The 16,112-nt window shown below is 39.4% G+C and carries 11 protein-coding genes; 1 reads left to right on the top strand and 10 read right to left on the bottom strand.

Annotated elements, in window-relative coordinates; genetic code table 11:
• Positions 1-17: 17 nt before the first annotated feature.
• The gene (gene gltB / locus F4V44_RS20605) at positions 18-4,532 is read right to left on the bottom strand and encodes a glutamate synthase large subunit (RefSeq protein ID WP_150441896.1); all 4,515 of its coding nucleotides are present in this window, start codon (positions 4,530-4,532) and stop codon (positions 18-20) included.
• 820 nt (positions 4,533-5,352) lie between these two features.
• Here gltB and F4V44_RS20610 point away from each other — a divergent pair.
• On the top strand, positions 5,353-5,913 hold the full coding sequence (locus tag F4V44_RS20610; protein WP_150441897.1) for a DUF421 domain-containing protein: 561 nt from the start codon (positions 5,353-5,355) through the stop codon (positions 5,911-5,913).
• Positions 5,914-6,160: 247 nt separating this feature from the next.
• Here F4V44_RS20610 and F4V44_RS20615 read toward each other — a convergent pair whose 3' ends face one another.
• The 9 genes from F4V44_RS20615 to prfB all read right to left on the bottom strand — a co-directional run bounded on the left by F4V44_RS20615 (position 6,161) and on the right by prfB (position 16,112).
• Positions 6,161-6,676: a DUF3189 family protein gene (locus F4V44_RS20615; protein WP_150441898.1), complete on the bottom strand. Its 516-nt coding sequence runs from the start codon at positions 6,674-6,676 to the stop codon at positions 6,161-6,163.
• Between the two features lie 48 nt (positions 6,677-6,724).
• Positions 6,725-7,030 (bottom strand): phage holin family protein, encoded by a 306-nt coding sequence (locus F4V44_RS20620; RefSeq protein WP_150441930.1) that lies wholly within the window; start codon positions 7,028-7,030, stop codon positions 6,725-6,727.
• Positions 7,031-7,494: 464 nt separating this feature from the next.
• On the bottom strand, positions 7,495-8,736 hold the full coding sequence (locus F4V44_RS20625) for a PDZ domain-containing protein (RefSeq protein ID WP_150441899.1): 1,242 nt from the start codon (positions 8,734-8,736) through the stop codon (positions 7,495-7,497).
• A 275-nt stretch (positions 8,737-9,011) separates the two neighbouring features.
• Positions 9,012-10,502 (bottom strand): S41 family peptidase, encoded by a 1,491-nt coding sequence (locus F4V44_RS20630; protein ID WP_150441900.1) that lies wholly within the window; start codon positions 10,500-10,502, stop codon positions 9,012-9,014.
• A gap of 300 nt (positions 10,503-10,802) precedes the next feature.
• Positions 10,803-12,101 carry a murein hydrolase activator EnvC family protein gene (locus F4V44_RS20635; protein ID WP_150441901.1) on the bottom strand — a complete coding sequence of 433 codons (1,299 nt, stop codon included), beginning with the start codon at positions 12,099-12,101 and terminating at the stop codon, positions 10,803-10,805.
• 131 nt (positions 12,102-12,232) lie between these two features.
• Positions 12,233-13,126, bottom strand: coding sequence for a permease-like cell division protein FtsX (gene ftsX, locus F4V44_RS20640; RefSeq protein WP_150441902.1), 894 nt, complete (start codon positions 13,124-13,126; stop codon positions 12,233-12,235).
• Complete coding sequence (gene ftsE, locus F4V44_RS20645; protein WP_150441903.1) at positions 13,116-13,802, bottom strand: cell division ATP-binding protein FtsE; 687 nt, start codon at positions 13,800-13,802, stop codon at positions 13,116-13,118. The genes ftsX and ftsE overlap by 11 nt, the downstream gene beginning before the upstream one ends.
• 597 nt (positions 13,803-14,399) lie before the next feature.
• On the bottom strand, positions 14,400-14,723 hold the full coding sequence (gene cccB, locus F4V44_RS20650; protein ID WP_150441931.1) for a cytochrome c551: 324 nt from the start codon (positions 14,721-14,723) through the stop codon (positions 14,400-14,402).
• 287 nt (positions 14,724-15,010) lie between these two features.
• Positions 15,011-16,112, bottom strand: a protein-coding gene (gene prfB, locus F4V44_RS20655) for a peptide chain release factor 2 (protein ID WP_150441904.1) whose coding sequence is annotated in 2 segments (ribosomal slippage) — positions 15,011-16,039 and positions 16,041-16,112 — 1,101 coding nt in all. Because the reading frame shifts where the segments join, the coding sequence is not laid out codon by codon here.

Here is a 16,112-nt window from a genome sequence, read left to right on the forward strand (position 1 = left end):
TTGCCGAGGAAATGAAGTTATTTCATTAAGAACTTACTGGAGTTGGATTGAAGCATCCCCTTAAATTCTTTCGGAATCACTTTTACCCACTTTGAACGAGTTTGTTTCCAATTGTTAAGAATATGGAATGCCTTTATACTACCTGTATAGTTGTAATGGTTTTGTACGAGGCGATAAACCTCTTGACCATCTTGTTCTTCTTCTAAAGCTTCTAAATTGACCAACTCTTGATTGCAGCGTTTTTTGAATTCTTCCAACTGCTCACTGTAAACATAGGCGATGCCGCCAGTCATACCTGCAGCGAAGTTTTTACCCACTGAGCCCAATACCACAACACGTCCGCCAGTCATATACTCACAGCCATGGTTTCCGACTCCTTCCACAACGGCATGAACCCCGCTGTTTCTTACACAGAAACGATCACCTGCAAGACCCCGGATATAGGCTTCTCCAGCTGTGCCGCCGTAAAAAGCGACATTACCAATAATTGTATGAACTTCTGGAGTTATAACAGACTTTTCAGATGGCTTTACAATGATTTTTCCGCCAGAAAGACCTTTACCAACATAATCATTTGCCTCACCTTCAAGATCTAATGTAAGTCCTTTTGGAATAAAGGCACCAAAGCTTTGTCCTGCCGTCCCAGTAAAATTCAAACGAATAGTATTTTCTGGAAGCCCATTCGCACCATAACGCTTCGTGATTTCACTTCCAAGTAAAGTACCTACTGTTCGATTAATATTTTGGATTGGAAAGCTTGCTTCTACTTTCTCTTTTCTTTCTAGCGCAGGCTGACTAACGGATAGAAGCTCTCGATAATCAAGCGATTTCTCTAGTCCATGATTTTGCTTTTGTTTATGGACCGCTCCATTATTCACCGATCCATCAGGCTGGTAAAAAACAGCTGACACATCTAAATCTTTCACTTTCCAATGAGATTTAGCCTTTTCACTTTGAGTTAATAAATCCGTACGGCCGACCAATTCATTGATGGTTCGAATACCTAAATTAGCCATAATTTCACGAACATCCTGTGCGATAAAGCGCATAAAATTCTCCACATGCTCTGGCTTACCAAGAAACTTCTTGCGTAATTCTGGATTTTGTGTGGCAATTCCTACCGGGCAAGTGTCATTTTGACATTGACGAACAAGGACACATCCTAAAACAACTAACGGGGCTGTGGCAAAACCAAATTCTTCTGCTCCAAGCAAGGCTGCCATAACCACATCACGGCCAGTCATTAATTTTCCATCCGCTTCTAGTACAACCCGATCACGCAGACCATTTAATAGTAAGGTTTGATGAGTTTCTGCAAGTCCAAGCTCCCATGGCATACCAGCACGCTTAATGCTTGTTCTTGGTGCAGCGCCTGTTCCACCGTCAGCTCCACTGATTAAAATCACATCCGCAAGACCTTTTGCCACTCCGGCTGCAATCGTTCCAACTCCTGCCTTTGACACAAGCTTCACACTGATTCTGGCACTTGGGTTGGCATTTTTTAAATCATGAATTAGCTGGGCTAGATCCTCTATCGAGTAAATATCATGATGCGGCGGCGGTGAAATTAAACCAATACCTGGTGTGGAACCGCGAACTTCAGCAATCCATGGATAAACCTTACTGCCTGGTAAGTGTCCTCCTTCACCTGGCTTTGCCCCTTGCGCCATTTTTATTTGAATCTCATCTGCACTCATTAAATAATGACTGTTTACACCAAAACGAGCGGATGCTACTTGTTTAATGGCACTGCGGCGCAGATCGCCATTTTCATCTGGCAAATAACGGTCAGGATGTTCGCCGCCTTCACCGCTGTTGCTCTTGCCACCAAGACGGTTCATCGCAATCGCAAGGGTTTCGTGCGCTTCTTGACTTAGGGACCCATAGGACATCGCCCCAGTTTTAAAACGCTTAACGATTGACTCAATCGGCTCTACTTCTTCGATTGGGATTGGACTTGTTTTCTTAAAGCTAAATAAATCCCTTACAAAGATCAGCTTCGATTCATTTGCTTTTTCTGTATAGGTTTTATATTGCTCATAATCATTCGTACGGCATGCCTGTTTGAGCAAACGAATAACATCCGGACTATAGGCATGTTCTTCTCCGCCTTTACGCCATTTGAAATCTCCACCTACAAATAGAGGCTGTTCTTGACCTTCAGCATTTTCAAAGGCTTTTTCATGACGAATCAGTGTTTCCGTGGCGATGGTCTCAAGCTTTATTCCGCCTAGTTGGACAGAAGTTCCATTAAAATATTTATCGATCACACCCTGATGAATGCCCACAGCCTCAAAAATTTGTGCGCCGCGGTAACTTTGGATGGTTGAAATACCCATCTTTGAGAGAACCTTCACAATTCCCTTTGTTACTGCTTTGATGTAATGATTAATTGCCTTAGATAGCTCCATTTCGCCTAATTTACCGTTATGAAAGAAGTCTTCAATGGTTGCAAAAGCAAGATAAGGGTTAATGGCATCTGCTCCATAACCAATTAACATACATAGGTGATGGATATCCCTTGGCTCACCAGTTTCTACAATAATACTTACCTTTGTCCGTGTACCTTGACGGATTAAATGCTGGTGGAGTCCGCTGACAGCAAGCAAGGCTGGAATAGCCGCCTTTTCTTTACTCAACCCTTTGTCAGATAAAATAATCAGTGAGACACCCTCTTTTACTGCTTCATCGACCGACTGAAATAATTGTGTCAGAGAAGATTCAAGATGGGATTCTCCATTAGCCGCCTGAAACAAGATTGGGAATGTTCTTGCTTGAAATGGAGTTCTTTTCAAAAATCTAAGCTTATTCAAATTTTCGTTTGTTAGTATCGGCGAATCAAGGCGAATACGCTGGCAGCTTTCTTCACTAGGGTTTAAAAGACTTCCTTCCGGCCCTAGTAATGTCGCTGTTGATGTAACATAGTGTTCTCGTATCGCATCGATCGGCGGATTCGTTACTTGGGCAAACACTTGTTGAAAATAATTGTATAATAACTGAGAGTGATTGGAGAGCACCGCAAGCGGCGTATCATTCCCCATCGAACCAATTGGATCTTTTCCTTCTTTTGCCATTGGAAGGATTTGATCATTCAATTCTTCCTGTGTAAACCCGTATGCCTGATGGTATTGCTTTAATGTGGCATGATTTTTACTATTATCCATGGCATTTAATAATTCATTGATATGAACACTTCGATTATTTAACCATTGTCTATAAGGCTGCTCATGTGAAACCATCCGCTTCGCTTCATCATTATTAAGGATGCATCCTTTTTCTAGATCAACTAGAATCAAGTCACCAGGGCTTAATTTTCCTTTTTCAAGAATTCTTTCTTCTTCGACCTCCAGAACGCCCGCTTCAGAAGCAAGGATGATTTGGTCATCTGCTGTCACATAGTAACGAGCGGGACGCAGACCATTTCGATCCAGCATAGCGCCAATTTGTTTCCCATTTGTAAAAGCAAAAGCTGCAGGACCATCCCATGGTTCCATTAAATGGCTGTGGTATTCATAAAAGGCTTTTAAGCTATCATCCATTGTGTCATCTTTTTCCCAAGGCTCTGGAACCATCATCATGACTGCATGTGCCAAGGAACGGCCAGTTAAATGTAAGAATTCCAGACAGTTATCAAAGGATGAGGAGTCACTTCCATTTTCATCAATAATAGGCAGTACTTCATGACCAAACTCACCAAAGACAGAATAATCAATCATCTTTTCGCGTGCTTTCATCCAATTCACATTACCTTTTAAGGTATTGATTTCTCCATTATGAATCAAATAACGATTTGGATGAGCTCTTTCCCAGCTAGGAAATGTATTTGTACTATAACGTGAATGAACTAAAGCAAAGGAGGATGTAAAGGATTCATCTTGTAGATCAAGATAGAATGGTTGGATTTGATCCGGCGTTAGCATCCCTTTATAGACAATTGTTCTTGATGAAAGACTCGCAACATAAAAGGTCGATTCTTGTGCTAGTTGTTTTTCCTGAACTTCTTTTTCTACTCGTTTCCTAATCATATATAGCTTTTGATCAAATTCGATTTCACTCTGTTTGCTATTTGCTTTTCCGATAAATACTTGTCGAATGAAGGGCTGACTTGATTTGGCTGTTGTTCCAATCGCATAATCATTGATTGACACCGTTCTCCAGCCTAGAAGGTTCAATCCTTCTTGGACAATCATGTCATTAAATGCAGTCTCACATTGTTTTCGCTGCTTGCTATCTTGAGGAAGAAAAATCATTCCGACTCCGTAATCGCCTTCTTTATAGGCACTTAATTGTGGACACGCTTTTGTGAAGAATTCATGGGGAATTTGAGTCATCAATCCTGCTCCATCACCTGTATCCCGATCGCTTCCTTGACCGCCGCGATGTTCCATTCGAGACAGCATCGTAAGACCTTTTTGCACGATAGTGTGCTCTTTGTTGCCTTTTATATTTGCAATTAAGCCAATCCCGCAGGCATCTCGTTCGTTAATTGGATTGTAAAGACCTTGTTTTACAGGAGGTTTATTCTGATTCATGTTTACTTCACCCTTTATCTAAAAATATGATTAATAACAAATAGCTTGTTTCCAAACTGTTCTCGATTTGTTATTAAATTTCTTAAATTCATCATATTACAACATTAATAATATTTCTAATATGTATTTTGCATAAAATCAATCTAATTATGAGATGAATAAAATATAATTAATGCGAATTCCCTATTATTAAAGGGGTTGACGACAGCTAAACAAGCTTATTCAACCAATTCCTCTTTCATAAAAAAGGAAAAAAGATTCAAATTAATTAGATTATAAGTTTTTAAAAAATCAAGAAAAAAGGAAAAAACTACTTGACCTATCCTTATTTTAATAGATCAAGCAGTTTGCATAATTATTTATTCCGGAAAATAATTAGTGTATCCCATGTTGTTTTGTTGTTTTGTTCTTTTGCAACCATTGCTCCCTCTTCCCATTTTTTCAACAGATGAATCAGGAATAACCCCTCAAATATTTGACTCATCTTTTTATAAGGCTTTGTTTATTAACATGGTTGATTTTTGACTCATCTAAAGCTGTATGATTAGGAAGTGACAGGAGAAAATGCATTTTCCCCTGTCACTTCCTAATCATACAGCAACCTTTCAGCATAGCTGAAAGGCGTGAGAAATGTCCATTTCTCACGGATGAGTCAAAAATCAGGCCTATCAACATTGTTCACTAACAGAGCTTTTGATAAAATGTTTAAACTCTAAAAAGAAAGTATGATTATACTTAACTGCATGTTCTTCTCCATTCCTACACATCATAACAACAGCAATAGGTAACTAATTAGAATCCTACAAAAGGTGATTAAGGTATGATGAATAATTTTATAATCGAGTCCTTAATATTATTAATTTCCGCTGTCATTTTAATAAGAATAGCTGGCAAAAAGTCTGTTGCAAAAATGACTAGCCTTGAAACCGTCATTATATTAGCAATAGGGACTACAATGGGACATGCCATTAAAGAAAATTCTCTATGGCAAGTGATTATTATTCTATGTATTTTTGTTCTATTTTTAATATTTATTCAAAAGCTGCAATTAAAACACAAGCTCTTTGAACGCTATCTAATTGGAAAAGCAACTCTTGTCATTACGGAAGGTAAGATTATTGAGGATAATTTAATAAAACTTCGAATGACAAAAGAACAATTAGAAATGAGGTTACGAGAGAAAGGGATTTCTTACATTACTGATATCAAAAACGGAACCATTGAGTCTAATGGAGATTTTGGCTTTGAATTAGCTGACCATGCGAAACCTATTACTAAAATGATGCTTTTAGAGATTTTAAATAAATCACAACATGAGAATAAAAACCAAAGTAATCATACGGAAAGTTTATTTGATCAAGTACTAAAAGATAATAAATAGGCAAAGTTATGGACTCCCCATCCACTAAGCTTTTTCCCCTTTTCATAAACAAAATCATTTATGATTAGAGACCCTTCCTTATTGAGAGATTTCCATTTTTCTTCTCCCTCTCCATTTCATTCTTTGCAAAAGATGATAAAGGCCGCTAAATAGCACATCATTTAGCGGCCTTTCCTATCTTACTTGTTGAGGAAGCGTTCATCCTATCTATCGTTTGACCAATCGTAAATGGATTTTCCTCTCTTAATTATACTTTAAAATTTTTATTATCCAGGATTATGACATTCTTCTCTGTCTCTTTTCTTGCTGCTTGTTTAGTATGCTCTACAAGCTTAAATACAACCTCACTACTTTGCTGAGCTCCTTTAACGAGCAATGGAACACCGATTACATCTATTTTTAATCCTCTTGAAAACATCCCCCCAAAAGTCATCGCAAGTGGAACGGTAGGGGATGTATTGGATAATACAAGCTTATCCTTAAATTCATACTTATTTTCTAATAATAAATAGAAATCCAACAGTAGAGGGGCTGCTTGCTTAAACCTTCTTCTTGCGACTGTATATACCTCATTGCCCTCTTCATCTTTTCCGTGAAAGATGAGTTTCCCCACATCCTTCTTCGTTAATTTATTAAAATAAGGGACCGCTAAAATTTCTTCTCTCGTTAGCTTTCTCTTCGTTGGAGTTAAGAGTTTTAAGTGACAAGCAGCTGCTAGTGAAGTAGAATGTGTACCGGCAAAATCGTGATAAATAAAAATCATCCTTATCACCTACTTAAAAAGTTATAATCTAAAAGAGTCTATCTATTCTTATGTTAGTTGTTTTCGAAATTTTTTCACTATAGCTTTCTTTTTATAGGCAATGATTGCCGTTTTTAAAGAGGCATAACTTCCTATCGCTGCATAGCCATAAAAGTATCCCATAATGATACCCGCTAAAAGATTTCCTCTATGACTAATAAAAATAGAAATAGCATAACCCAAAACGACAGCTGCGAAAGGAATATACTTTTTCTTTATTTTAAAACTCTTTTTGATTACCTGCGTGAGGATCATAACTGCCGGCACAGCAATCACTGCATCCCAAAAATTAGTATGTATAGTTGGAAAATCCAAGGCCATCACCCTTTTCTTCTATGCTATATTTTAGGTTGTGTTAAAGTACTATGTTGATAAAGCTAGATTTTTGACTCATTCGTGTGAAATGTTCATTTCACATGCCTTTCAGCTATGCTGAAAGGTTGCTGTATTGTCATGAAACGGTAGGAGAAAATGCATTTTCTCCTACCGTTTCATGACAATACAGCTTAAATGAGTCAAAAACCAACAATATTCTTTAACAAAGCCATATTTTATAAATATTTTATAAAAACATCTATCCGTATTAGTTTTACTCATAAATGATGATTTTACCCACCATACATGGATAATATTCCACCAATTATATGATCTAAACGCTATTCATAATACAGTGCAAAAAAAGAGCTGTCCCAAAGGCAAAGGTTTCAGGCACCACAATACAAGAAAAAAACTGCTTGACCTATCCTTATTTTGATAGATCAAACAGTTTGTATAATTATTTATTCGGGAAAATGATTAGTGTATCCCAAATCGCTTTGTTCTTTTGCAACCGCTACCTCATCTTCCCATTTTTTCTCATTCTGAACAAAGAGAATGCCGAGCTGATGATGATCGCCTTCATATAAAGCTCTTTGCACGAAGCGAACCTGTTCATTTACATCAAACACTTCAAGCTTACAGTGAGCACGATTTTTTTGCATCGCTTCATAGAAGCTCTCCTCATCTGTAATCGTGACACCATTCACTTTAAAAACAACTTCGCCAACGTCAAGCCCCATTTTTTCGGCAGGTGAGTCGGGAATAACACCTAGAATCATCACACCATGATTGCGCTGTGAAAAATAAAACGGAAGGTTGTCCTCGACTAAACGCTGGCGCATAGATAACAACTCACGCCCAATGATCGCAAGGGCGACAAGAACAATCGATGCAAGCGGATACCAGTACCCGACTACTGACAAGCATGTGAGCACGATTCCAAATTTAACGATTTTCTTTCCAGCCTGCATAACAGCTAATACAGGGAGCTTCCCTTGAATTTGCTGATAGTATCCAATGGCAAAAGGAACAAGCAGGATGGAATAGGTTTGACCGCCGACAGAAAATACCGGCCACCATTCAAATGGCACCTGCAACGCTTCACCCGGAATAATCAAGAATAAAGGCAGCATCCAAAGCCGTTTCACTTCATGGACGCCGACACGCAATCCTCTTCTGCCTTTAACTAACTTAGGAGATGTTCCCTTCCTTCCATTTCGAAAAATCAAAATACCCTCAGCAATGATTAATAAACCCAATAAAGCGGCAATCGGAGGAAGAATCGATTGATTCCATTCTGGCGTATGACTTTCAATAAGAGGAAGAGACCATTTTTTACTCAAAAAGAACAGCGTAGCAAAAAAGGCAAAACCAATTGTGTAAACCGGAGATAAAAAGCGAAAATTTGTGGTTAAGCTCCATAAAAATGTGAACAATGCGGCAAAAATAACCGTTTCAATTGGAATAACCAATCCAGCTGCAATGGTAACAACGGATAGTATCAAACCAAGGACAAACCCCAACGGAAGAAGCTGCCGTATTTCAAAAAAGGGATCCTTCGCCCGCACATGAAATTGCTTCCGTTCTCGCTTCACCCTTGAAAACCCCAATAAACCTGCAACGATAAACAAATAATAAAACAGCGGATTTAGAAATAGTTTCTGTAATCCATTTAAAAACTCAAAACCCCAATCTAGTGCCAATACTGCCACCAACCTCTATTTATCATTCATTTAGAAATCTATTACGTCTATAATCTCTATTTAACTATTCTATCAAATTAATCCAATACAGTAAATTAGGCGTAATGATACATTTTCTATTTCATCTAGACTATTTACTAGAATGACTGCTAATACTGCTAGTTTCATGATTACTAAGACTTTATTACAGAAAAGAAGGCTGATATTCAGCAAACACGAACTAGAATGTACTATGATTCTAGTCATGTTACTGATTTCAGCCCCATACTTTTTGGCTATCTGCTTTTAGCTGCCTGTGCAATAAATTTTAACGCTGCTTGCAATTGCAGGTCGTTGCTTTCCTTTTTCAATTCCTTAACCACATTTTGTTCAAGTGCTGCAGCAGTTTTTCCATCAATGACGCCGGTAACCTTCAACTCATTTTCCTGCTGAAAGGCTTTGACTGCTGTTTCTGTAGCTTCGTTAAAATAGCCATCCTTTCGCCCTGTTTCATACCCAAGGCTTTTTAAGATTTGCTGAGCGTTTTTCACCTGCTCATTGTTCATATCCTTTTTCAAAGGTTCAGTTAGCTGCAATGGATGCGTGTGATAAAGCTCCGTTTGCGTTACTTCTAAATTAGGCTTAATCCCTTTCTTGTGAATCCAGTTTCCTTCCGGTGTCAGCCATTTAAACAAGGTCAGCTTAATATTGCTGCCGTCTCCCATTGGTACGGCCTGCTGAACCGTTCCTTTACCAAAGGTCGTCTCTCCAATCAGCGTAAATCCTTCTGCCTCCTGCAGCGCACCAGCAAGAATTTCCGATGCCGAAGCACTTCCTTTATCAATTAAGACCGCAACAGGATACGGCTTTTCTTTTCCTAATGTCGTATAATATTTTTCCCTTTCCCCATTACGCTTCTCGATCTGCATATATGGATTATCCTTCGTGACAAATTCCTTTAATATTTCCTGGACACTTTCTAAAAATCCTCCTGGATTGCCGCGAACATCAATGACCAGCCCGTCGATATCCTTTTTCTCCAGCTGGCTTAGCTGCTTTTTAAATTCAGTAGCGGTATCTTCTGAAAAGGATGTAATTTCGATATATCCGACGGATTGATTGTCCTGCTTCTTCGTTTTCGAGTAGACAGTAATTTGCGGAATTTCATCACGCTTGACGGATACCGTAATCGGCTCCTTTAACCCCTGCCTCATAATCTCAAGCTTTACTTTTGTTCCTTTCTCGCCGCGGATTCTTAACGTTGCTTCATACAGATCAAGCCCGTCCACACTTTCGTCGTCCACTTTGAGAATTTGATCATTTGGTTTAAGTCCTGCTTTTTCCGCTGGAGAATCTTTAAATGGAGCAACAATCACAATCTTCCCATCTACCATGCTGACTTCTGCCCCAATTCCTTCAAAGGATGAATCTAATGACTGACTGAACTTCTTGGCCGTCTCCTTGTCCATATAAACGGAATAAGGATCATCCAATGTCTTGAGCATCCCTTGAATGGCCCCTTCAACCAACTTTTCCTCTTTCACTTCCTCCACATAATTTCCTTTAATCAACTGATAGGCCTGTACAATTTTATCCATGTTGCCTTCCTCAATGGTGATGTCAGGCACAGTTTGCTCTTGTGAGTGTGGTTTTTCGGATTCTGCTTTTTTTGTTTCTTCCGGCTGTGCAAGCAGAATATCCATTTTAAACATCATGGCCGCATATGTACCACCTGCTCCTGTCAGCAAGGCTCCTGCCATCAAGAGCGCTATCCATTTCCGGTTCATCTCCATCTTCCTCTCCGTATTTCGTGAACCATTTTTATCAAATGACGCAACCGCCAGGTCATGGCTGGACGAGTGATCCAAGCCTTCTTAGTTCAATATATGTGGAAAAGGACAGGTTATGAAAAAATCTGTAAAGCAGGAAGGAAATTAAGTTATTTGAGAGTTGAAGAGCGTGTTCGAGACGAGAATCCATTCTAGAAATCTAAATCTACATTCTATCATACAGCAACAAAAAAAAACGGAAGAGCCGCATTTCTGCACTCTTCCGCTTTATCTAAAACGATAGTAATCTATCTTTTTTTACAATGGTACAATCCCAACTGGGTTAATGGCATTCGATTTCGCTGCATTCCAGGCTCCTCTGTGGAGTTCGAAATGTAAATGCTGGCCGTAGGAATCACCCGTATTCCCCATATAACCAATGACTTGTCCTTTTGAGACAGCAGTTAGGTTGCCGACTGAACGGCTGCTTAAATGAGCATAGACCGTTGTATAGGTTTGTCCATCAATAATATGGGTAATCATAATCGTTTCACCGTATGAAGACGATGAGTATGATCGGGATACAACTCCGTCAGCTGCCGCAACAATTGGCACGCTGCCGCCCTTAGCGATGTCTACACCGTAGTGGAAGCCACCGCCGTTAAAGCTGCGCCATCCGAAACCAGATGTAAGTGTACCTGCTGCCGGTCTAGTAAACGTTCCATCTGAAACAGGAATCGTGGAGACAGCACTTGAACTACTTCCAGATGGGCCACTTGCCTGTGCCGCTGCTGCCTGGGCTGCTGCTTCCCTTTGTCTTTTCAGTTCTGCTTGTCTTTGCTGCTCTAGTTCAATGGCTTTTTGAACCGCTGAATCCTGGGCTGCAAGGTTTTCATTTTGTTCTTCTAAACTCATTTTTAATTCGTTCACTTGTGCTTCTTCTTGAAGCAGAGACGCCATCAATTGATTTTTCTCTTCTTTTTGAACATTTAAATCAGCCTGCAACTTAGCAAGCTCTGCACGCATAGCCTCCAGCTCGCTTAGTTCCTTTTCTACCTGTGCCTGCTTTTGCTCAAGCGCTTCTTTATCCGCATTATGCTCCGCTAGAATGTCCTGGTCCGCTTCTAAAATAACAGCAACTGCTCCAACGCGGTCAATAAAGTCAGAAAAGCTTTCTGCCCCTACTAACACTTCAATATAGCTGACCATGCCGCCGCTTTCCTGATAGGAACGAGCACGATCCTTCAATACTTCATTACGTGCTTTTATACGCTCTACTAACACATCAATTTCCTTATTGAGCTGTGTAATCTCTATATTTTTTTCCTCTATCTGCTGATTTTTTTCCGTTATTTTCGCTGTTGTATCACCAATCGCTAAATCAATTCGGTTAATCTCAGCATTGACCTGAGCTTTTTCCGCACTGATTTCATTTAACTGAGCTTCAGTCTGATTCAATTCATTCTGAATGCCCTCCTTCTTATTTTGAATCTCTTTACTTTTCTTTTCTAATTCACCTATCGATTCAGCCATCGCAATTCTATCAGGGAAACCAGTTAACGCTGTACCCAATCCAACTGTCACGGCCATTGATAATATCATAATGGTCTTCTTCATCTTCGATTTCTCCTCTCTGCGCAGGTAAATCGCTTCTCTCTCTTTTTCTAGTAAGCTAGTAAAATCCATCCTTTCAAAGATGGATTTAATATGTAGAGGGAACATGACGTACATGCTCCCTACATGCATACTTATACCTTTAGGAACTTTCTTACTGACATTAAGCTTCCCCAAACCCCAATAAGTGCACCCAATAGAATCAGCAATCCAGAAATTTGATAGATAAACGGACTAAACTCCAATAATTGAATGAAATTTCCTGCCAGTTTTTCTGATAAATATCCGTGGGCATAGTAATAGGTTGTACCCACTACGATGATAGGAATAATAGATCCTAATAACCCAAGCCATAATCCTTCAAGGAAGAAAGGCCAGCGGATAAATCCATTCGTAGCACCTACAAGCTTCATAATCTCAATTTCTTTTCTTCTAGCAAAAATCGTAATTTTAATAGTATTGGAGATTAAGAACATCGCAGTAAACAACAGTCCGACAACTAAAATAAGACCAATGTTTCGGCTGACGCTCGTTACTTCAAAAATCTTCTCCACACTTCCCTGACCATATTTTACTTTTGAAGCAAACTGCATTTTTTCAATCTGCTTAGCCGCTTTCATGGTATCTGTTGGGTTTTTCGTTTTTACGACAAATACGTCGTTAAGCGGGTTATCCTGTTCAAACAATGTAAAGGCTTCTCCCTCTTCACCTAAGCTGGTAATCAAATTATCGAGCTCATCTTCCTTTGGCGAAAATGTAACACTCTCAACTTCCTTGAGCTTTTCTATTTGACTCTGCAATGCTTTCTGTTCCTCATCTGATGCGGCAACATCAATGTGAACGCGGATTTCAACGTCCTCTTCAATACTTTTTGCCACATTATTAAGATTCATCATAATAACGAAAAAGACCCCAACCAACAGAAGTGTAATGGTTACCGCACTGACAGATGCAAACATCATCCAGCCGTTTCTTCCTAAACTCTTAAAACTTTCTCTTACATGGCGGCGAAGTGTATTAGCTTTCATAGCCGTAATCACCTCTCTGTTCATCACGGGTAATCATACCGCTTTCAATGGCAATCACTCGGTGTTTAATCGCATTGACGATTTCCCGGTTATGTGTTGCCATGACAACAGTTGTCCCGTTCCTATTAATTTCCTCAAATATTTTCATAATCTCCCAGGAAGTTTCAGGGTCAAGGTTCCCAGTCGGCTCATCTGCAATCACAACCTTAGGATTGTTCACAATCGAACGAGCAATGGACACACGCTGCTGCTCCCCACCTGACAGCTCAGAAGGCAACATGCGGGCTTTTTGTTTTAAGCCTACAAGAGCTAACACTTCCATTACCCTTTTTTTAATATGGTCGGGATGCTCCTCAATCACTTCCATGGCAAAGGCTACATTTTCAAAAACCGTCAGAGTTGGAAGTAATTTAAAGTCCTGAAACACGACGCCTATCTGCCGGCGAAGCATGGGAACCTTATTTGGCTTCAACTTTTCTAGATTGACACCGTTTATCATAATGGTTCCTTTTGTCGGAAGTTCTTCGCGATACATCATTTTTATAAACGTAGATTTCCCGGCACCGCTGGGTCCTACGACATAGACGAATTCACCTTGCTTTATAGAGACACTAATCCCATTGGCTGCAACAATACCATTAGGGTACTTCTTAAATACTTCTTCCATTTCAATCATGTTATCACCCAATGTTTTTTTTTGTTGAAAAAAACAATCAAATTCGCTCCACCGAATTTGCGCCCGGATTTTTATCGAGTTTGCTCAATAAATTACCTTTAAAAAATCCGTGGCATCCGCCGGAGGCTTAACTTCATTCAGCAGAGATTTAAACCCTAACTGAATCAGAGAACTATTTTTGCATTCATCACTTAACTTAAGAAACGACGAAATTTGCTGAATGAAGTTAATTACAGTCGACAAACTTCAACAAAAACCTTTATGTTTTTCTCACACACACCATTATAACATCATAATCCAGCAATAATAGTATTAAAAATATTACAGTTTCTTTTCATAAGAGAAAAATGTCGTTTTATAAGGGGGTAAATTCTTGTAAAATATTGAAGAAATACGGCTTTTCATGCGGTAATTGCTATTTATGAAGCCCATTTAATAATTTGTGAAAGTTTTAGGAAAATAGAAGTGTAAAGTTTGAAATAATTGTAAAATAAGAAGATGGAGGTTGGATGGAAAGTGATACGTATATATAAAGGGTCTGATTTGTACAAACGGCATAACGAATCATTACACAAAGAAATCAGACCCTTTATTCTTTTATTTTTTAGAAGCGAGCCATTCTGCTACTGCCGTTACATCTTCCCCTTCAATTAAACGCGGAGGCATCGCACCTTGTCCTTCGTTAATGACCGTTTCAATATCTTCCTGAGAAAGCTTTGATCCAACTGTAGTAAGGTCTGGACCGACTCCACCCTGTAAGTTTTGTCCATGACAGTTAGAGCATTTTTGAGTATAAATTTTCTCGCCAGCACTCACTGTATCTGTCGTTGCCCCTTCACTGGAAGTTTCATCCTCACCGCCGCCACAGGCTGCAAGCACAAGGGCAGTCCCTACAAATAAGGCTGCTAGTTTCCCCTTCATTTTCATTCTCTATCCCCCCTTTGAACTACATATTCTAGATATATTATAGCATAATCATTTTCTATTAAAAATATTTCTAATCTACTGTAGAGTCATACAATTGTAAAGAATCCAATCATATGAAGCATTCGAAGCAATTATTTCCACCTTGTGAATTATTTTCCAAATGTTCAAAGCGGTTAAATCTATTTTTTCCTATTTTATTAGTACCATGCATGAGAGAAAAAAGAAAAGGTCTCCTAAACGGAGGCCTTTTAAAAAAGTTAACATTTCAAACCCATTCATTATTAAGAAATTCTTGAACGCAGATACGCATTAATAAACTCATCAAGATCCCCATCCATGACTCCACTCACATTCCCAACCTCTGTGTTGGTACGATGATCTTTGACCATGGAATACGGATGGAATACATAGGAGCGAATCTGGCTTCCCCAGCCGATATCCTTTTGCTCGCCGCGAATTTCAGCCATCTGTTCTTCTTTCTTTTCGATTTCCAATTGATAAAGCTTCGACTTTAACATTTTCATTGCGGCTTCACGGTTTTTAATCTGTGAACGCTCGGATTGACACGTTACCACAATATTGGTTGGAAGATGCGTAATACGAATAGCCGATTCCGTTTTATTGATATGCTGTCCACCGGCACCGCTGGCACGATACGTATCCACCTTTAAATCCTCTGTTCGAATCTCAATTTCAATTTCATCATTGAATTCTGGCATGACTTCACAGGAAACGAACGATGTATGACGTCGGCCTGAAGCATCAAACGGCGAAATACGCACAAGACGGTGGACTCCTTTTTCTGCTTTTAAATAGCCATAAGCGTTATGGCCTTTAATCGCAAGTGTCACACTTTTAATCCCAGCTTCATCACCAGGTAAATAATCCAGTGTTTCCACCTTAAAGCCCTTTTTCTCTGCCCATCTTGTATACATACGTAAAAGCATAGAGCCCCAGTCCTGTGATTCGGTTCCCCCCGCACCAGGGTGCAGCTCTAAAATCGCATTATTTTTATCATATGGTTCGCTTAAAAGCAGTTGAAGCTCAAATTGGGCTAATCGCTCCGAAAGGCCGGTAATCTCTTCTTCAAGCTCGCTTTGAAGCTCCTCATCACTCTCTTCCTTGACAAGCTCATAGGTCAACTCAAGGTTTTCGTACGTTTCATAAAGGCTGTTAAACTCATTAACCTGGTCCTTCAAGGCATTGGATTCGTTGATGACTCCTTGCGCCTTTTGTTGATCATCCCAAAATCCCGGCTGCAGCATCACTTCATCCAGCTCGGCAATTCTTGCTTCTTTATTTTCTAAGTCAAAGAGACCCCCTAAAGTCCGCTAATTTTTTAGCTGATTTTTCTAACTGATTACGAATTTCTGCTAATTCCAT

The sequence above is a fragment of the Niallia endozanthoxylica genome (assembly GCF_008710145.1).
GTDB lineage: Bacteria > Bacillota > Bacilli > Bacillales > Cytobacillaceae > Bacillus_BD > Bacillus_BD endozanthoxylica.